The following is a 16,853-nucleotide window of genomic DNA, read 5'->3' on the forward strand; positions in this document are numbered from 1 at the left end:
GCCAGGCGGGTTTTTTTATGCGGGAAGGTAAGGCATGCAGCCAATTGACTCGGAACTGGCGCGGGAAGCCGGCGAACAAATCATCGAGGCGGTGAAGGAGGGCCGTCGCGACGTGATGGATTTGGAATGCCCGGTAAGCGGTTGGGGAGCCGAATGAATGAGCTGGCTCTTTTCGGCGGGGCTGGTGGCGGAATACTCGGTGGCTACCTGTTGGGATGGCGCACCGTCTGCGCCGTTGAGCGTGATGCCTACGCCGCACAAGTTTTGGCGCAACGACAAACCGATGGATGTCTCGCGCCTTTCCCAATTTGGTCTGACGTGTGCAGTTTTGACGGAAGACCGTGGGCGGGATTTATTGACGTGGTATCGGGCGGTTTTCCTTGCCAAGACATCAGCGCCGCAGGACGGGGCGCCGGCATTGAGGGCGAGCGGTCGGGACTATGGGCCGAAATGGCAAGAATTATCGGTGAAGTACAGCCCCGATTCGTCTTGCTGGAAAACTCACCTTTGCTTGTGGGAAGAGGTTTGGCTTTGGTCGTCGGTGATCTTGCCGAAATGGGGTTCGATGCGGAATGGACTTGTTTATCAGCATCCGACCTTGGAGCGCCCCATAAGCGGGATCGGATCTGGCTCGCCGCCGTGGCAAACCGTGGTCGCGGACGACGCGATAGAGCGAGCGGCGGGCAAGTGGAACAGCCGGGGGGAGCCGAGGCTGAGCGCACAAGTGAAGCTGTGGCCAACGCCGACAGTTCATGGGAATTACAACCGCCCATTCCTAGGGAAGAAGTCTGGGATGGGATTGGCGACGGCGGTACGGTGCCAGAGTCCTCAAAACTCGCCCCCTGGTGTGCTGAATGGCCAGCTGAACCCGGAGTGGACAGAGTGGTTGATGGGCTGGCCCATCGGGTGGACCGGATTAGGGCGCTTGGAAATGGACAGGTTCCGCGCGTGGCAGCGGCAGCATGGACCTGTTTGAAACCAAACGCTGAATTGAGCTAATCCGGTCTTTGTTCTTATTGTTTTTTAAACTTTATTGATTCCTGCATGGCTTTTTCTGCCCGAATAACCTTGGGAGCGTCTTTTAACATGGCAAAAGAAGCGGTAAAAAATAGTAGAATTAAAAATATGTATACAGCTAAAACTGATGGTCCTGCACCGATTAAAAGCGTGGATGAATTTGCTACTAAGAGCATAGCTATGTAAAAGAAGGCTGCGTACCAAATGAATCTTATTGCTCTGCCTCTTTTTCTTTGTTTTGTGGTTTCAAATCCCTTTTGATATATATATTGACCTAGGGTGCTATCAAACTTAATAAAGTCACTAGCGTCTTTGAGCAATTTGACGAATAGGGTTGGATTATTTAACTTTAATATGTGCTCAATTTCTTCATATGGTATTTGTCTGCCAAAGAAGATTTCGAAAGCCAGTTCTACTGAAACTGGATGTCTTTTTTCTATATCGAAAGCCAGGTATGCGTTTATGAAGTCTAAACGGATGACCCGTTTGTCTTTGCGTAGGGTTATATTTTGAGTTTTAAAGCGACTGGTTATCCAGGGGAGAAGAATTAGGCTAATTACAGGTATAATTAGCTGCTTAAAAATCACACTCCAAGTTTCACTGTCCATCTTATTTTCCTGGTTGAAAGATGGCGATGCTATATCAAATTTTTACAATGCGCAAAATTTATCAAGCTGCCACGGTGGTGATAGGAGTGGCGTAGCAATCGGCAAAATTTTACGAGAGATTTTTTGTTGACCGGTCTGAAGAAATTGAGGCGATGCGATTGCATGGAATATATGGAAAAGGATGAGTGATATGAACGTCCAGAATCAAATGCTGCCACAGCTGGCCACGCCGTCGGCAAAGGCTGGCCAGTGAGGGGGCAATTCTTGCTGTCGCAGCTGTTCAATCAGCCGCACATGGTATTGCCGGACGTGCTGCATGAGGCGGTGGCTTGGGCTGGGGAGCGGGCCGGCGTCGAGTTGCGCCAGCTGGGCGTCCACGTCGCCGCCGCGCTGCAGCCTGCCGCCTGGCGCGATGACGGCGGCCGGGCGTCGATGGCCAGCCTGGCGGAACAGCGGATGCAGTCCGCGCAGCAAACGGGCCTGCTGGTGATTCCGGTGCAAGGGCTGTTGGTGGCGCGCGAAGCGTCCGTCAATTTGTGCGCCACGCAAACCAGCTATGAAGGCATCCGCAGCCAGATACAAGCGGGCCTGAACGATCCGCGTGTTAGCGCCATAGTGCTGGAGCTGGACAGCCCTGGCGGCGCGGTGGTCGGCTGTTTCGAGCTGGTGGCCGACATTGAGGCGGCCAAGGCGGTCAAGCCGATTCACGCCCTGGTGCATTTCAACGCGTTTTCCGCCGCCTACGCCATCGCCTGCGCCTGCAGCGATATCACGCTGTCCGAATCGTCGGGGGTGGGGTCCATCGGGGTGATCATGAAGCATGCCGACTTCAGCCAGCAACTGGCCAGTTCCGGCGTAGCTGTCACCACGTTTTACCGGGGCGCGCGCAAAAACGACATGGCCAGCGATGCGCCGTTGTCGGACGACGCCCGCGCGGCGGTCGAAAAGCGCATGGATGCCTATTACGACAAGTTCGCCGGGGTGGTGGCGAGCAACCGCGGCCTTTCCGTCGCGGCGGTCAAGGCGACCGATGCCGGGCTGTTCTTCGGCGCTGAGGCCGTGCTTGTCGGCCTAGCCGACCGGGTGGAAAGCCAGCAATTGGCAATCAACCGGATGGCGGCCGAGGTGGCCGCGAGCCGGCCGCCGCCGCTTGCGGCTTCCCGGCGCGCGACCGCCGCCGCGATGGCGATGGCCGCCCAGCTGTAACCCTGCACAAACCCAATATACCGCGCCTTCGGGCGCGTTTTTCATTTCAGCCGCTTCCAGCGGCTTTTTTTACGTCTGGAGTCTGGATGACCGTAGTGCTTGAGTTGAAAAAACGCCGTGCCGAACTGTCCGCCGCTGTGAACCAACTGGCCGCGCTGGAGGCGACCGGCGCCGCGCTGAGCGCCGAACAGGTGGCCAGCATCGACGCGATGCAAAAAGAGTTTGACGACATCGGGGCCAAGATCGCCCGCGCCGAAGCCGCCGAGCGCATGACGGCCGCCACGGCGCAGCCGGTGGACAGCTCGCAAGGCCCGCGCGCGGGCGCTGCGCCGATCCACGCGACGCCGGCCGCGCCGACCGTGAAGGGCGGCGGCATGGCCCGCATGGCGGCTGCGTTGATTGAGGCGCAAGGCAATTACCGTCAGGCCGCCAACATCGCGGATGAGCGCGGCTATGGCCAGGAAGTGGCGGCGGCGCTCAATACTGGGTCGCCGTCCGCTGGCGGCGTGCTGGTGCCAACCAATATGGCGCGCGAAGTGATCGAGCTGCTGCGTCCTAAAACCGTGGTGCGCAAGCTGGGCGCGCGCTCGCTGCCGCTGAACAACGGCAATTTGACGATTCCGCGTCTGCGAGGCGGGGCGACGGTTGGCTATATCGGCTCTGACAGCGACGCGCCCGTAACCGGCGTGAAGTTCGATGACCTGAAGCTGTCGAGCAAAAAGATGTCGGCGCTGGTCCCGATCAGCAATGACTTGCTGAGCAATGCCGGCATCAGCCCGAACGTCGATCAGCTGATTGTTGATGACCTGACATCGTCGGTGGGCGCGCGCGAGGACAAAGCGTTTTTGCGCGACGATGGCAGCGGCAACCTGCCCAAGGGCCTGCGTCATTGGGCTTTGGCCAATAGCGTGTTTACCGCGCCGGAGCTGAGCGCCATCGATGCGGCTGCGCTGCAGGTGCTGGAAAACTTCCTGAACAAGCTGATTCTGTCGCTGGAAGGCGCGGACGCCAATATGGTGTCGCCGGGCTGGGTGATGTCTCCGAGGACTTTCCGTTTCCTGGAGGGCCTGAAGGACATGAAGGGCAGCAAGGTCTATCCGGAGTTGGCCAATCGAACGTTGAAGGGCTACCCGGTCGGCGTGACGACGCAAATCCCGAACAACCTGGGCAAGGATGGCGACGAGTCAGAACTGTATTTCGCCGACTTCGGCGATTGCTTCATCGGTGAAGACCAGTCCCTGGTAATCGATTTTTCCAAGGAAGCCACTTACAAGGATACCGACGGCCAGATGGTAAGCGCCTTCCAGCGCGACCAGACGCTTATCCGCGTGATCGCCAAGCATGATTTTGGCCCGCGCCACCAAGAGTCGATTGCGGTCGGCGTCGGTATCAAGTGGGGCAAGTAAGCACGGTTCAAGGCTCGCTACGGCGGGCCTTTTTGCATTTGAAGGGTACAGCATGATTGCAGTGAGGTTTACCGCGCCATACGGCATTTATACGCCGGGCGATGTGGCTGGATTTGAGGGACAGGCCCGCGTCGATGAACTGATTGCGCGTGGCGTGGCCGCCTTGGAGGGCGAAGACGACGAGGGCGAGCCGGCGCCGGTAGAAACCAAGCCGGCGGCCAAGAGCAAGGCCAAGGCGCAGCCAGGCGGCGAGTAATGGCGGCCGAGGTGATCCGACGCAACACGGCGGCGGTGCTGGCGCTGGATGAAGTGCGGGAGCAGTGCCGGATTGATGCCGACTTGACCGACGACGACACGCTGCTGCAGATGATCGAGCGCGCGGCCGTGGCCAGCGCCGAGGCCCGGATCGGCGGGCCGCTGTTGCTGGCTGAATGTCGCGAAACGCTGGACGCGTGGCCGGGCCTGCCCTGGTTGTATCTGGATATCGCGGGCGGGCGGGAGGTGGTCGCCATCGAGGCGTTGCAGCAAGGGCAGCGCCAGCCGCTGCCGCTGGAAGCCTTTCACATCGAGCGCGGCGAGCGGCGTTTGTGTATCAAGCCGCTGAAAGGCTGGCCGACGGTGGACTCGGTGCCGGGGGCGATTGCCATCGTTTACCGCGCTGGCTTTGCCGAGGCCGGGCAGGACGTGCCGGAGGATATGCGGCAGTGGCTGCGTTTTCGCGTGGCGACTCTGTACGCCTATCGCGAGGAAGTTAGCGCCGGCAGCGTGGTGGCGTTGCCTGACAGCCTGGTGGACAGCCTGATTGCCCATTACCGGCCGACGGAAAGTCCGCTATGAACGCCAGCATGCTGAACAGCCGCATCCGGCTCAGCCAGCCCATCAAGTCGCGCCAGCCGTCCGGCGCGGTGCGGGACAGCTGGAGCGAGCCGAAGCCGGTGCACGCCAAAGTGGACTACCTGGGCGCGCGAACCTATACGGCCGCGCTGGCCGAGCAAACCGGCTGCAGCGTGCGCGCCACCATCCGGCGCCGGCTGGTGGCGCAGGGGTGGCGGGCGTGGGTGGACGGTCTGCCGCTGAAGGTCAAAACCATCGAGCCGCACAAGGACCGGGGCTATCTGGTGCTGATGCTGAGGACGGACGATGGCAACGGTTGAGGTTCATGGTCTGGATCTGGTAATGCGCCATCTGGACGCGGTGCCGCGCAAGCTGCAGCGCAAGATTTTACGGCGTGGGCTGCGCAAGGCGGCCGCCCTGGTGCGCGACGAGGCTCGCCGCCGGGTGCGGCGTCGATCCGGTGTGTTGGCAAAGTCCATCATGGTTGCCAGTTCGCGCGGCAGCGGCCAGCGCGGCGCGGTGGCCTACAAAGTCGGCTTGCGGTCGCGCGCCTGGTACGGCCGTTATCTGGAATATGGCCACATCAAACGAGGGAGGGGGCAAAAGATCGCAGGCGGGGAACGAAGACGCGCCGCGACGCGGGAAGTCTTGAAAGGGGCGGGGCAATTTGTCCCGCCCTATCCATTTATGCGGCCTGCCGCCGACAAGTTGCCGCGCGCCTTGGACGCGGTGGCGGATGAAGTGCGCGGCGCGCTGATTAGCGGGGAGTTGTCGAGTTGATAGGGGCGGTGCTGGTGGAGCTGCTGGCCGCGCCGGAGGTGGCCGCCCTGGTCGGGGATCGGGTGTTTCCGGTGCATCTGCCGGATGAGCCGGTTTTGCCGGCGATTGCCTATCAGGTGTTGGACGAGAAGCGGCAGCAGATCGCGCGCCGGCCATCTGGCCGCGTGCGCAGCCTAGTACAGCTGTCCATCGTCGCGCCGGACTATGACGCCGCCTATGCGGTGGCCTGGGTGATCCGGCGCCGCCTGGAGCGCTGGCGCGGCCGGGCCGGCGGGGTGTTGGTTTACGACACATTGGAAGAGTCGTCGCAAGACGTTGGGGACGGCGCGCCGCATATGGTGGCAATGACTTGGCGAATTTTTTGGAAGGAATAAAAATCGGCAGAAAAAATTCTGCCGTTTTTTGTTTAACTCCACTCGGATTCTTTTCGTGGTTTCAGAGAGCACAGCCAGTATGAGGTTTTATTTTTTTCAAGGTCTTGCGTGGGGATTGAACTTATATTTGGATTGTTTTGTGCGATTTTAATTGACTGTGGGCTAAATTCTTCTTCTAGCCTGTCAATTTTTACTCTTCCATTTTCATGGATAAAGTTCAAAACTTGTTCAGCTTCGATTGTGAAGTTTTCAAGCTGGTTATTCATAAAGAAAATCCTCTATTAGGCTTTATTTCATCTGAGGGATTCAGGTGATGTGCCAAGGATATGGCCTGGTGGAGGTGGGTGTCAATAGCCGTTTTGGCTAAGGTGGGCTTTTATTTTTTGTTATTGGCTGTTCTGCTTTGTTGAATAGCTAAAATAAAAAAACCAATATTTTTTTCATTGTTTTATTTCAGAGTGTGTTTTGCAATTTTGCACTTTTTGAAAAAATGATTTTATTTGAATTGGTAAGGTAAATGAGTAAAGTTGAAAAGTTGATGCGGGCAATGGAAGAGGCATTGCGGGGCGCAACGCCGGCAGCGGATCGCGTCAGCCGCGATGTCGAGAAGGGTTACAGCTTTGGCGAGTTTCCGGCCATCGTGCTGCATCAGCTGCGCGATGTGCCGCTGTCTGGCAGCCCGGTCGGTTACGAGTACCGGCAATTGTCGGTGGAGTTGGAAATTCAGGCGGATGGCGATGAACCGCATGCGGCCTGCGATGGCGTGCTGACGGCGGCGCATCTGGCTTTGCATGACTCGCTGTACAGTCTGCAAGACCTGCAGCAAGGGATGATCGATTGGGACTATGACGAGGAAAACCCCGCGCTGGGTGTCTGCCGCGCGCAGTACCTGCTGACGTACCGGCGCAGGGAAGGGGAGATGTGAATTTCCAATGAACACTAATTGGAAATTGAAAATGTTCTGGCTCGCTTCGGCGGGCTTTTTTGCGTTTTGGGGGATCTGATTTATGCCGCTGAACAGTAAGCGGGTGGCCATTGTCGCCAAAGTGGAAAGCCAAGAGGGTATCGATGCCGTACCGACAGGCGACGCGAACGCGATCCTGGTCGCCAACCCGAAAATCACGCCATTCGAGAGCGACAAGGCAGAGCGCAATGTGGTCCGGCCCTACTTCGGCAATGCCGAATCGGTTGTGACCGGGGTACGGATGAAGGCGGAATTCGAGGTCGAGCTGGCCGGATCGGGGACGCGTGGCACGGCGCCGGCCTGGGGCGTGCTGTTGAAGGGCTGCGGTTTTGTCGAGGCCATCGACAAGGATGCGGTGAGCTATGCGCCGGTTTCCACCGGCCATGAGTCATTGACCATTTACTACAACCTGGACGGCGTTCAGCACAAGCTGACGGGCGCGCGCGGCACGGTGTCCTTCGATCTGCAGAACAAAGCGCTACCGCGCATGAAATTCGTGTTTACCGGCGTCCATGGCGGCATTGTCGATGAGGTGGCGCCGGCCTTGAAGCTGACGCCGTTTCAGACGCCCATGCCGTTCGATGCCGCCAATGTCGCCAGTCTGCAAGTTTTCGGCTTCAGCCCGGCCGTGCAAAGCCTGTCGATTGATATCGCCAACGAGGTCAAGCACAGGAGTTTGCCCGGCGGTGCTGAACGGGTGCTGATTACTGGCCGCAAGCCGACGGCTTCCCTGCAAATCGAGTCCACCCGCATTGCCGAACGCGACTGGTTCGGCTTGGCGCGGCGCGTGATGAACAGCCCGCTGTCACTGGTTCACGGCAAGGCGAAAGGCAACATCATCCAGCTAGATGCAACCGTTAGCATCGGTAACGCCGACTACGGCGACAGCGACAACATCAGCATGACCACGCTGCAACTATCGCTGCTGCCAACCAATGGCGACGACGAATTCAGGCTGACGGTGCGCTAACCGTCTAAATCCACCCCTTATTCCACCAGCTAGGGGCTGCAATAGTGACTGGGCTTTTCAAACAAAGGACCAGTCATGTCGAGAAATTTTCAATTCAAGTTTTCCATCCGGGGTTGTGTTATCGAGCTTTCGTTCCCTGTCGATATCGGTGCAGCACTCGCTTTTGCGTTGCGTGTCAGGGCGGTTGTTGCGGCGGTTCTGATTTTCTGGCCCTGGTGAAAGGTATGCATGTTCATCATCAAAAACGACGGTCTGGCGCGAGTGCCGGCCGAAATCCATGCGCGCGCAGAGTCCGGCACCGAACGCGTCATCACCATCCATCTGACGGGCCGGCTGTTGTCGCAACCGGCCTGGGACGAGCTGTTTCAGCGCCATGCTGGCGCGGACGAGGCCGCCGACCTGTCGGCCATCTATCGCCAGAATGCGCGGTTGTACGCCGAAACCTTCACGGCCTGGGACGGCGTATGCGGCCCGGATGGCCAGCCGGTGCCGTTGTCCCTGGCGGCGCTGGAGGTCGCGCTGTTGTCAGTCGATGGGCCGGCCGTGAATGCCGCGCTGCAGCGCGCCGTCCACGAGCTGCGATTCGGCGGCGCCGTCAGAAAAAACTGATAGAGGCGGTGCGCTGGCAATTTGGGGAGCGCGCCGCCACGCAGTCGGAAAACCGCCGCGCGCTGCTGGATGCCGGCGTGCCGGCGGATCAGGTGGATGCGCTGCTGCCGGCCGAAGCAGCGCCAGAGGCTTTCGAGCTGCTGGCCGAAGGCTTGCCGGCGTGGCGGGTTTGGAGCGCGATGCAAACGCAATGGCGGGTCGGCCCGGTCGGGGCGTATGGGCTGGACTATGCCGCGCTGCCGGTGGTCGAGACCCGCTGTGGGGAGGCGTTGGATAGCGGGTTGTTTGATGCGCTGCAGGCGATGGAGCGGGAGGCGCTACGCCTGATGTCGGGGAAAGGGGGGTAAATGGCGGCGCAAAACGTTGGCTCGCTGGTAATCAATCTGGAAGCGCGCGTCGGCCAGCTGCAAAGCGATATGGCTGCGGGTAAGAAGGCGGTGGAGGACGCCGCCGCCAACATCGAGCGCGACAGCAAGCGGGCAGGCAAGGCACTCGAAAGCATGGCGTCCAGCGCGGCGATGCTTTCGCAAGGTGGGCTGTTTGCTGCTGCAGCGCTTTCGCTGCAGGCGATGAAAGACAGCGTTCTTTCCGTTGTACAGGCACTGAATGGTGCGCAGATCGCCAGCGAGCGGCTGCAGAAATCGCTGTTTTACGCCAGCGGCGGCGACCTACGGGCGATTGCTTCGGATATCGCCTGGCTGCGTCAATTGGCGGCCGAGCTGGGGGCGGACTTTGGCCAGGCGTCAGCGTCCTATGCGCAGTTTGCCGGCGCAGTGAAGGGGACGCCGCTGGCGCCGTATGCGCGCCAGGTGTTCGACTCGCTGGCCACGGCCGCCAGCGCCTTCGGCCTGTCGGCAGAAACGGCGCAGGGGGCGATGTTGGCCCTGGTCCAGATGTCCGGCAAGGGCGTGGTATCGGCGGAGGAGTTCCGGGGCCAGCTGGCCGAGCATTTGCCGGTGGCAACGCAGGCAGCGGCGCGCGCGCTTGGCGTCACAACGGGCGAATTCAGCAAGATGCTGGAGTCCGGCCAGCTGCTGGCCGCCGACTTCCTGCCTAAGTTCGCCGCCGAGCTGAAGCGCATGAGCGCGGACGCGGCGGCTTTCGGCGGCGAGGCGCAAAAGGCCAGCGCCAATTTCGTCAATTCTTGGGAAGCGATGAAAACCGAGGTCGCGCAATCGGGCGTCGCGTCCTTCATTTCTGGCCAGTTGGCCATTTTGACGGACGCTTTCGACGATGTTGCAGAGTCGATGCGCCAGGCCCGGAAAGAGGGGGCGGGGTTCTGGGGACAGGCGCAGGCGGCCGGCGGTGCCGCGCTGCGCTTCCTGAATCCGGTCAACGCGCTGCACTACGACGCATCGAGCGACAACGCCAGGGCGGCTCAGCTGAAGGAGCGGATCAAGGATGGCGAAGCCAATCTGTATGAATGGTCGTTTTCGCAGACGCTGGAACAAAAGCGGGCGGGCCTGGTTGCGATGCGGTCGGAGCTGGCCGAGCTGGAGAAGCGGGCAAAGGTGGTATCGAAGGATGCCGGCGCGGCGCAAAAAGCCAGGGAAGCGGCGGACGCGGCGCGCAAGGATGCCGAGGCCCGCGCGAAGAAATACGCCGAAGACGATAGCCGGCTGAGCGACCGGGAGCAATACGACAAGCGCGTCAAGAAAGAGGAGGAAGCGTTTAAGTCGATCGTGGCCGAGCTGCAAAAAGGTAGCAAGGCGTATCTGCAGGCAGAGAGAGCGCACCAAACCGCCGTCGGCAAGCTGCGCGACGACTTCGACAAGAAGCAGGCCGCCGAGCGCAAGCGGGCCGGCGCGCAGGGCCGGAGAGAGGATGCCGCAATCGATGCGATGCAGCGTGAGCTGATGGGTGTCGAAAAGCTGTCAGCTGCTGAACGCATGCGCTTTGAGATTTTGGAAGGCAAGTATGCAGGGTGGGGCGCGGCGAGCCAGCAAAGGCTGTTGGCCATGGCGGCTGAGTTGGACGCGATGCGCCAGTTGCGCGCGGAAAACAAACGCTTCCTAGACGAGCTGAACCGGGATGTCGAGCGCTACGAGGCGCAGCAGCGCGACACGGCCCAGCGACTACGCGGCGGCGAGTACGACAACGCCGCCGAGCGCCTGCAGCGCGAGCATGGTCAACGCAAAGTCGATATCGAATACAACGGCAATCTTTCGCAGGAGGAGAAAGGCAAATTTGGCGCGGCCGAGGACAAGCGGCATGAACGGGCGACCGAGGCGCTTCGCAGTAGCGAGCGGCAGGGGATCGGGCTGCAGTCCGAAGACCAGCAGTTACGCGACCAGTACGAAAACCGGCATCGGCTGATCATGGAAGCGACCACGCTGACAGAGACCGAGCGCGCGGACTACATCAAACGCAATCAAGAGCAGTTGAATGCGGATCTACTGAATCTTGAGCGCAACCGCGCATCCGCGATGCTGTCGAGTTCCAGTCAGCTGTTTGATGGGCTGGCCGGTTTGGCTGCTGGCTTCAAAGGCAAGCAATCCGGCATATACCGCGCCATGTTCGCCATGAGCAAGGCGTTTGCCGTTGCGGACGCCATCATCAAAATTCAGCAAGCCATTGCAACGGCTGCGGCAAGCGCGCCCTGGCCCGCGAACATGGGCGCGATGGCGTCGGTGGTGTCGTCTACGGCCGGCCTGGTGTCCACGATCAGCAGCACGAACTTGTCGGGGATGGCGCACGACGGTATCGACACTATCCCACGTGAAGGGACGTGGTTGCTCGACAAGGGCGAGCGCGTAATAGATCGCCGGACGAATGCCGATCTGAAGGACTTTCTAACCCGCGTCAACGCGCCCGCCGCCGGGGGCGCTGCGCCGGCTCAGCCGGTGAAGGTAATCATCAACAACCTTGCGCCAGGTGCGACGGCGCGAACAGAGGAGCGGCAGGGCGCAGACGGCGGCCGGGAAATTCTTGTTCTGGTTGAACGCGTAGTAGAAAACAAGTTGGCCGAATCGATGAGACCTGACGGCCAGATTTACGATTTTGTCAGGGGGTAATGTGGCGGAGGTTTTTAGCTGGACGCCGTTGTTTGGTGGTGCGTCGTCAATCCGGGCGCGAGTGAAGGAAGCCCGGTTTGGCGATGGCTATGGCCAGCGGGTGCCCGACGGCATCAACAGTATGCCGCGCGTGCGCAAGCTGTCTTTCGCAGTTAGCCAGGCCGAAGCGGATGCGATTGAGGCGTTCTTAATGCGCCATGCCGGCGCGCGCTGGTTCTGGTTCACCTACCCCGGCGCGGCGCGGGCCAAGTTCCGCTGTAGTGAGTGGGACCGCTCATATCTGGCGGCCGGAGATGAGGTAGTCGCGGTGACGTTTGAACAGGTTTTCGATCCGGGGGAATAAATGGGCGTGATACACGCGGAAAAGCAAAAGCTAGTTCCGAACGCGATTGTGCAGCTGTTTGAGCTGCGGCCGCCGCCTGGCGTGTCGGTGCCGGCGATGCGGTTTACCGCCAGCGGCAACGGCCAGGCGGTGACATTCCAAGGGTTAGCTTACGAGGCGTGGGCCATCGAGGCCAAGGGATTTGAAAGCAGCCAGAAAGGCGCACCGCGCCCGAAGCTGTCTATCGGCAATGTCGCGACGCTGTCGGATGGGCGAGAGGTGCGGGGGATTTTCACGGCCCTGGTGATGCAGCATCAGGGCCTTGTCGGCTGGCAGTTGGTGAGGCGGGTGACGCATTCCAAGTTTTGCGCGGGTGGCGAACTAGCCGACTTCCCGGAAATGTACCCGGAGGAAACCTGGCTGATTAATCGCCGCGAGGCCGACAACGGCGATGCCATCACGTTCGAATTGCGCAGCCGGCTAGACCTGGCTGGCAAGCGCGCGCCGGGGGTGCTGGTGACACGCTATTGCCCGGCGCATGTTGTCTATCGGGGGGCGCATTGCGGCTATCAGGGCGTGGCGATGTTCGACGCGCGGGAACAGCCGGTGACTGACCCGCGATTAGACAAATGCGGCAAACGGTTGGCCAGCTGCCGTATCCGGGACAACCTGCCGCACTATGGCGGTTGCCCCGGGATGCGTCGTTACAACTAGCGAGGTTTATCAGTTTTTTTGGTTGGTTTAATGCAATCTTTTTGAGGTGTGTTATTGCAAAAACATTCTAGCGTGTAATCCTTTTTAGGTGACTTTAATGAGTAGCTAAATTGTAGGTCTACGCGCCGGTTCACTGCATTGCATTCTTTGGCCAAATCTTTATCTTTGATTGCAGAGCAATCTTTGAGTGGTGAGCGTGCCCCCATGGTTTTTATTTCTATGTTGGCGTTTTGAATGTCTTTGTATAGGTTATCTGTGCATAGCATGGATAATGCATGGGTTGCGCGCTCACGGCCTAGTTCTTCATTGCTGGCTTTTTGTATCGGCATTGGATCGGCATGTCCAATGACGGTAATTTTGCTGAGGAAGCTTGTTCCAACCTCGCCAGTGTTAGTCTCTATAAAAGGTCTAATTTGCTTGGCGAGCTGGTCTTTAACGGATGGCTCATTGTCTGGTATTGTTTTGTTTGATGGAAATACAAGCGCATCGCTGATTTCTGTGCAACGCACATTTTGAGAGGCAATTAAGCTTGCTTCATTGCTGTCTAGTTCTACTCTTGGGTATGCGTCATAGGGATTTTTATCTTTTTTAATGCTTTCATTGGGGGCGCTTGCATTCGTTTTGTTTGTGCTTTCTTCATCACTATTATTTTCGATTCTATCTGAAAAGCCTAATAGCTGAACATAGCTTCGAGAGCCAATTCCATGCCACCAAATTTTAAGGTCGGTTACGACAGCGGAGCCTTCTGGGTTTCTGCATATGCTAAGAGGGATGTCTTGTAGTTTGGCCGCATTTTCTAGACGTTGGAGATTTTTCTTTGAAACCCACATTGAGGCTCTGTCTTGGTAGAGTCCAAGAGGCTTTACCACGGTGCTGTTAAACATGAGTGAGCCTAAGTCAGACCATTTAATCAGTGGCAGTAGCAGTAACATTGCAATGCAAAATACGATTCCAATCCGGGCGTTTGGGTATTTTATTTCATCTTTTTTCTTTGAGTACTCGCTGGTTATGATTGACTGAAGAAGGGCGAGAGTAAAACCGCTGAGTTGAATATAGATTGAGAGATTTCCTCCCCGATTGCCGGCTGCAGCACATATTGATTCCACAATAAACCAAAGTGCATACAGTATGAGCCAGCTGAGAGGCTGTGGGGTAAGGTTATGCTTTTCATAGTACCAAGGGAGTGCAAAGCATGCCCACAGTATTTTAGTCAGTGTAAATGGTATGAGGAAAATTAAAATCGTAAGAAACGTATAATCTTTTACGAAGGGGAGTTCTGATGCCCAATTTGAAACAGGCAGGATATAAGATACGGTGACGCTGGTTAATATGAAAGGGAAAAAAATAAGGAAAAGGTCTAGAGCGTAGTCTTTTACATTTCCCCAATCTATGTCCCAATATGATTTCTTGGTGTTGGTTTTTTCGTTTTCTTGTGAGTCTTTTTCTTTCTTTTTTGCTATTGCGGGAATGTATTTTAATCTAATGTAGTCCACTATCGGGTAGAGCGTATAGGCTCCCATGCATGCAGTGACAAAGATGATAAACCCAAAGGCGATTGAGAAGAATAGTAATAGTACGCTGTCGCCTATGGATAGGCCGGACGGTAAGAACTTCGCCTGAGTGTAGCAGTAGATTAGTAAAAGAATAAATCCATATGCACTTGCAAGGCCAATGGTTAATTTTGAGTATGAGGAAATTTTTTCGGCAGTGGCCTTGGACTTTTCTTCTAGTGCTTTTTTGCTTTCATTTTCAGCCTTTTCTTTTTCTGCTCTGTTTTTTTCAGCCTCTTGTTTTTTTGCATCTATTTCGCTTTTTGTGAGCAGATTTTTAAGGTCGGATTGTCTGGGTGTTTTTTTATGAAAAACTAGCCGGTAACGATTGTTTTTGTGGTCTGGCGTCATGTGTCACATCCAAATGTAATTTATTAGTATAGCTGCGGTGAGGTCGGGTATTGATCTCGGTACTAAATGGAAAGGAAGGCGTGTCTCCGTTGTATAGGGCAAGTGTGTAAGTGAATGGTCAATGATAACGGCATTCTAAATATGTTCAATAGATTGCCGTCAATTTTCAAAGCCGCGAAAGCGGCTTTTTTCATGGGTAAAGCGATGACTGCAACATCCGAACAAATCGCCGCCATGCTGGACTTTGCGGCGCAGGCCGGCGAGAGAGAGGCTTGCGGCTTGGTGCTGGATTCCGGCCGCGTCTATCCCTGCCGCAACCTGGCGGACGATCCAGAGCATTTTTTTCGCATTGATCCCGCCGGGCGAGCAGCGGCCGAGCAGCTGGGCCGGGTCGCCGGCATCTGGCATAGCCACCCGAACAGCACGGCGGAGCCATCGCTCATTGATCGGGCGATGTGCGAGCGTTCCGGCCTGCCGTGGCATGTCGTCAGCTGGCCCGGCGGCGATTATCGCTACATCGAGCCGAACGGCTGGCGGGCTGATTATCTAGGCCGCCCGTATTGCTATGGGGTAATTGACTGCTGGGAGCTGGTGCGCGACTGGTACGCGCGCGAACGCGGCGTGTCCTTGCCGCGCCCGAACGAGCCTGACGGCTGGTGGGAGCGCGGTCTAGACCTGTTCACTACGGGGGCCGAGGCCGCCGGTTTTGTTTGGGTCGATGACGAGCCGCAGGCCGGCGACGTGCTGTTGATGCAGATACGAGGCCAGCGGCCGAACCATGTTGCCGTCTGGCTGGGCGACGGCCGCATTCTCCACCATCTGCGCGACCGGCAATCGGAAACACACATTTATGGCGGCTGGTGGCAGCGGGTGACGGTGCGCCGGGCGAGGTATCGCGCATGAGCGAGATTCGAACGATTCGTCTTGGGGGCGCGCTGGGCGAACAGTACGGCCGCGAGCATCGATTGTCGGTGGCGTCGGTGGCCGAGGTGGTGCCGGCGCTGAATGCGCTGCATCCCGGATTTAACAACACGCTGCGCGCCCTGGACGAGCAGGGGCTGGCTTTCCGGGTGACGGTCGCGGATAGAGACATCGCGGAGCAAGAGCTGACGCTGGTTTCGCAAGGGGATGTGCTGATCATGCCGGAAGTGTTCGGGGCCGGCGGCAGTCGCCAGATTTTGGGCAGCGTGCTGATCGCGGTGGGCGCGGCGACGTGGGCATTCGGCGGAACGCAGCTGATGGCGCTGGGCATCGGCCTGATGGTTAGCGGCGCGGTGTTGATGTTGACGCCGGTTCCGCGCCTGGATCAGTCGCAGAGCGAGCAGCAGCAGGGCAAGCCGTCCTACCTGTTCAACGGCGCGGCGAACAGCAGCGCGCAGGGCGTGCCGGCGCCCTGGGGCTGGGGGCGACATCGAGCGGGCGGCATCATCATTTCGGCGGGTATCAGCGTAGAGGACATGTAAGGGATATGGGGGCGTTGGAAATCATCGGTGCCGGCGGCGGCGGGCCAAAAGAGCCGCGCAAGCCGGTAGAGGCGCTGGACTCGCTGCAATCGCTGGCCACGGCCAGGGTGTTGATGCTGGTGGGAGTGGGTGAAATGGGTGGACTTGTCGAGGGTGACAAGTCCATTTTTTTTGGCGGCGTGCCGCTGGACAATTCGGATGGCACGCGCAATTTCGAGCGGGTGCGTGTTGAACATCGGGTCGGCACGGCGGCGCAAACGCCGATGGCCGGGTTCGATGAGATCGAAACCGAATACGCGGTCGGGGTCGAGGTCAAGGCCGGCGACAAAGCCGGCATCGCGCGCAACATCGACAACCTGGATGCCGCCGCGATTCGCGTAACCGTTTCCGTGCGGGGCCTGATGTCGATCAACGACGACGGCGACACGAACCCGTCAAGAGTGGATCTGGCGGTTGATGTATGCCAGCCTGGCGGGGCCTGGCAACAGGTGCGCAATATCGGCATCGAGGGCAAGACCCGCAGCAATTACCAGCGTAGCGTCCGGGTCGATCTGCCGGGGCGCGGGCCGTGGCAAGTGCGGGTGCGGCGGCTGACGCCCGACAGCACGTCGCAAAAGCTGATCAACGCCACGGCATGGGATAGCTATACGGTGTTGCAGCCGCTGCAACTA

General features: G+C 58.4%; 22 protein-coding genes. 19 read left to right on the plus strand and 3 right to left on the minus strand.

Features of this window, described 5'->3' with window-relative positions:
• The first annotated feature begins 34 nt into the window (after positions 1-34).
• Both VL52_RS25585 and VL52_RS23405 read left to right on the plus strand, forming a co-directional pair.
• Complete coding sequence (locus tag VL52_RS25585) at positions 35-157, plus strand: hypothetical protein (RefSeq protein WP_268753714.1); 123 nt, start codon at positions 35-37, stop codon at positions 155-157.
• The gene (locus VL52_RS23405; RefSeq protein ID WP_082113773.1) at positions 154-999 is read left to right on the plus strand and encodes a DNA cytosine methyltransferase; all 846 of its coding nucleotides are present in this window, start codon (positions 154-156) and stop codon (positions 997-999) included. Before VL52_RS25585 ends, VL52_RS23405 begins: the two co-directional genes overlap by 4 nt.
• A 14-nt stretch (positions 1,000-1,013) precedes the next feature.
• On the opposite strand, the gene VL52_RS24655 is transcribed toward VL52_RS23405, so the two are convergent.
• A complete protein-coding gene (locus VL52_RS24655) occupies positions 1,014-1,625 on the minus strand; it encodes a hypothetical protein (protein WP_144410279.1) in 612 nt (203 codons plus the stop codon).
• A 249-nt stretch (positions 1,626-1,874) separates the two neighbouring features.
• Between VL52_RS24655 and VL52_RS14950 the strand changes: the two genes are divergently transcribed.
• The 7 genes from VL52_RS14950 (at position 1,875) to gp17 (ending at position 6,225) form a co-directional block, all read left to right on the plus strand.
• Positions 1,875-2,831: a S49 family peptidase gene (locus VL52_RS14950; protein WP_160298952.1), complete on the plus strand. Its 957-nt coding sequence runs from the start codon at positions 1,875-1,877 to the stop codon at positions 2,829-2,831.
• Positions 2,832-2,917: 86 nt separating this feature from the next.
• Complete coding sequence (locus VL52_RS14955; protein WP_046157768.1) at positions 2,918-4,237, plus strand: phage major capsid protein; 1,320 nt, start codon at positions 2,918-2,920, stop codon at positions 4,235-4,237.
• A gap of 52 nt (positions 4,238-4,289) precedes the next feature.
• Positions 4,290-4,493 carry a hypothetical protein gene (locus tag VL52_RS14960; protein WP_043616884.1) on the plus strand — a complete coding sequence of 68 codons (204 nt, stop codon included), beginning with the start codon at positions 4,290-4,292 and terminating at the stop codon, positions 4,491-4,493.
• Between the two features lie 11 nt (positions 4,494-4,504).
• Positions 4,505-5,074, plus strand: coding sequence for a head-tail connector protein (locus VL52_RS23410; protein WP_160298953.1), 570 nt, complete (start codon positions 4,505-4,507; stop codon positions 5,072-5,074).
• Positions 5,071-5,391: a phage head completion protein gene (locus VL52_RS14970; protein WP_046157769.1), complete on the plus strand. Its 321-nt coding sequence runs from the start codon at positions 5,071-5,073 to the stop codon at positions 5,389-5,391. Before VL52_RS23410 ends, VL52_RS14970 begins: the two co-directional genes overlap by 4 nt.
• Entirely contained in the window at positions 5,378-5,851 is a 474-nt protein-coding gene (locus tag VL52_RS14975; RefSeq protein ID WP_082113774.1) for an HK97-gp10 family putative phage morphogenesis protein, read from the plus strand. Before VL52_RS14970 ends, VL52_RS14975 begins: the two co-directional genes overlap by 14 nt.
• An 8-nt stretch (positions 5,852-5,859) precedes the next feature.
• On the plus strand, positions 5,860-6,225 hold the full coding sequence (gene gp17 / locus VL52_RS14980) for a tail completion protein gp17 (RefSeq protein WP_046157771.1): 366 nt from the start codon (positions 5,860-5,862) through the stop codon (positions 6,223-6,225).
• Positions 6,226-6,257: 32 nt separating this feature from the next.
• Here the strand turns inward: gp17 and VL52_RS24660 are convergent, their stop codons facing one another.
• Complete coding sequence (locus VL52_RS24660; RefSeq protein ID WP_144410280.1) at positions 6,258-6,491, minus strand: hypothetical protein; 234 nt, start codon at positions 6,489-6,491, stop codon at positions 6,258-6,260.
• A gap of 251 nt (positions 6,492-6,742) precedes the next feature.
• Here VL52_RS24660 and VL52_RS14985 point away from each other — a divergent pair, with 251 nt between their 5' ends.
• The 7 genes from VL52_RS14985 (at position 6,743) to VL52_RS15015 (ending at position 12,818) form a co-directional block, all read left to right on the plus strand.
• The gene (locus VL52_RS14985) at positions 6,743-7,150 is read left to right on the plus strand and encodes a hypothetical protein (RefSeq protein WP_144410281.1); all 408 of its coding nucleotides are present in this window, start codon (positions 6,743-6,745) and stop codon (positions 7,148-7,150) included.
• A gap of 82 nt (positions 7,151-7,232) precedes the next feature.
• Positions 7,233-8,159: a phage tail tube protein gene (locus VL52_RS14990; protein WP_046157773.1), complete on the plus strand. Its 927-nt coding sequence runs from the start codon at positions 7,233-7,235 to the stop codon at positions 8,157-8,159.
• A 228-nt stretch (positions 8,160-8,387) separates the two neighbouring features.
• On the plus strand, positions 8,388-8,768 hold the full coding sequence (locus VL52_RS25245; RefSeq protein ID WP_046157774.1) for a hypothetical protein: 381 nt from the start codon (positions 8,388-8,390) through the stop codon (positions 8,766-8,768).
• Positions 8,769-8,776: 8 nt separating this feature from the next.
• Positions 8,777-9,115: a DUF1799 domain-containing protein gene (locus VL52_RS24110; RefSeq protein WP_052729322.1), complete on the plus strand. Its 339-nt coding sequence runs from the start codon at positions 8,777-8,779 to the stop codon at positions 9,113-9,115.
• Positions 9,116-11,782 carry a tape measure protein gene (locus VL52_RS15005; protein WP_046157775.1) on the plus strand — a complete coding sequence of 889 codons (2,667 nt, stop codon included), beginning with the start codon at positions 9,116-9,118 and terminating at the stop codon, positions 11,780-11,782.
• 1 nt (position 11,783) lies between these two features.
• Entirely contained in the window at positions 11,784-12,125 is a 342-nt protein-coding gene (locus tag VL52_RS15010) for a phage tail protein (RefSeq protein ID WP_046157790.1), read from the plus strand.
• Positions 12,126-12,818, plus strand: coding sequence for a phage minor tail protein L (locus tag VL52_RS15015; protein WP_046157776.1), 693 nt, complete (start codon positions 12,126-12,128; stop codon positions 12,816-12,818).
• On the opposite strand, the gene VL52_RS24665 is transcribed toward VL52_RS15015, so the two are convergent.
• The gene (locus tag VL52_RS24665; protein ID WP_144410282.1) at positions 12,815-14,719 is read right to left on the minus strand and encodes a hypothetical protein; all 1,905 of its coding nucleotides are present in this window, start codon (positions 14,717-14,719) and stop codon (positions 12,815-12,817) included. The genes VL52_RS15015 and VL52_RS24665 overlap by 4 nt on opposite strands.
• A 114-nt stretch (positions 14,720-14,833) precedes the next feature.
• Between VL52_RS24665 and VL52_RS15020 the strand changes: the two genes are divergently transcribed.
• The 3 genes from VL52_RS15020 to gpJ all read left to right on the plus strand — a co-directional run.
• A complete protein-coding gene (locus tag VL52_RS15020) occupies positions 14,834-15,622 on the plus strand; it encodes a C40 family peptidase (protein ID WP_200896031.1) in 789 nt (262 codons plus the stop codon).
• The gene (locus tag VL52_RS15025; protein ID WP_046157778.1) at positions 15,619-16,182 is read left to right on the plus strand and encodes a tail assembly protein; all 564 of its coding nucleotides are present in this window, start codon (positions 15,619-15,621) and stop codon (positions 16,180-16,182) included. Before VL52_RS15020 ends, VL52_RS15025 begins: the two co-directional genes overlap by 4 nt.
• A gap of 14 nt (positions 16,183-16,196) precedes the next feature.
• Positions 16,197-16,853 (plus strand): TipJ family phage tail tip protein (gene gpJ, locus VL52_RS15030; protein ID WP_046157779.1); only part of this gene is annotated, 657 nt, incomplete at its 3' end.

Source organism: Chromobacterium vaccinii, from assembly GCF_000971335.1.
Classification (GTDB): Bacteria; Pseudomonadota; Gammaproteobacteria; order Burkholderiales; family Chromobacteriaceae; genus Chromobacterium; species Chromobacterium vaccinii.

Bases quoted from the DNA above. Each gene is read 5' to 3' on its own strand.
- VL52_RS25585 (WP_268753714.1), top strand. From the start codon at position 35: ATGCAGCCAATTGACTCGGAACTGGCGCGGGAAGCCGGCGAACAAATC.
- VL52_RS23405 (WP_082113773.1), top strand. From the start codon at position 154: ATGAATGAGCTGGCTCTTTTCGGCGGGGCTGGTGGCGGAATACTCGGT.
- VL52_RS24655 (WP_144410279.1), bottom strand. From the start codon at position 1,625: ATGGACAGTGAAACTTGGAGTGTGATTTTTAAGCAGCTAATTATACCT.
- VL52_RS14955 (WP_046157768.1), top strand. From the start codon at position 2,918: ATGACCGTAGTGCTTGAGTTGAAAAAACGCCGTGCCGAACTGTCCGCC.
- VL52_RS14960 (WP_043616884.1), top strand. From the start codon at position 4,290: ATGATTGCAGTGAGGTTTACCGCGCCATACGGCATTTATACGCCGGGC.
- VL52_RS14970 (WP_046157769.1), top strand. From the start codon at position 5,071: ATGAACGCCAGCATGCTGAACAGCCGCATCCGGCTCAGCCAGCCCATC.
- VL52_RS14975 (WP_082113774.1), top strand. From the start codon at position 5,378: ATGGCAACGGTTGAGGTTCATGGTCTGGATCTGGTAATGCGCCATCTG.
- VL52_RS24660 (WP_144410280.1), bottom strand. From the start codon at position 6,491: ATGAATAACCAGCTTGAAAACTTCACAATCGAAGCTGAACAAGTTTTG.
- VL52_RS14985 (WP_144410281.1), top strand. From the start codon at position 6,743: ATGAGTAAAGTTGAAAAGTTGATGCGGGCAATGGAAGAGGCATTGCGG.
- VL52_RS14990 (WP_046157773.1), top strand. From the start codon at position 7,233: ATGCCGCTGAACAGTAAGCGGGTGGCCATTGTCGCCAAAGTGGAAAGC.
- VL52_RS25245 (WP_046157774.1), top strand. From the start codon at position 8,388: ATGTTCATCATCAAAAACGACGGTCTGGCGCGAGTGCCGGCCGAAATC.
- VL52_RS15005 (WP_046157775.1), top strand. From the start codon at position 9,116: ATGGCGGCGCAAAACGTTGGCTCGCTGGTAATCAATCTGGAAGCGCGC.
- VL52_RS15015 (WP_046157776.1), top strand. From the start codon at position 12,126: ATGGGCGTGATACACGCGGAAAAGCAAAAGCTAGTTCCGAACGCGATT.
- VL52_RS24665 (WP_144410282.1), bottom strand. From the start codon at position 14,719: ATGACGCCAGACCACAAAAACAATCGTTACCGGCTAGTTTTTCATAAA.
- VL52_RS15020 (WP_200896031.1), top strand. From the start codon at position 14,834: ATGGTCAATGATAACGGCATTCTAAATATGTTCAATAGATTGCCGTCA.
- VL52_RS15025 (WP_046157778.1), top strand. From the start codon at position 15,619: ATGAGCGAGATTCGAACGATTCGTCTTGGGGGCGCGCTGGGCGAACAG.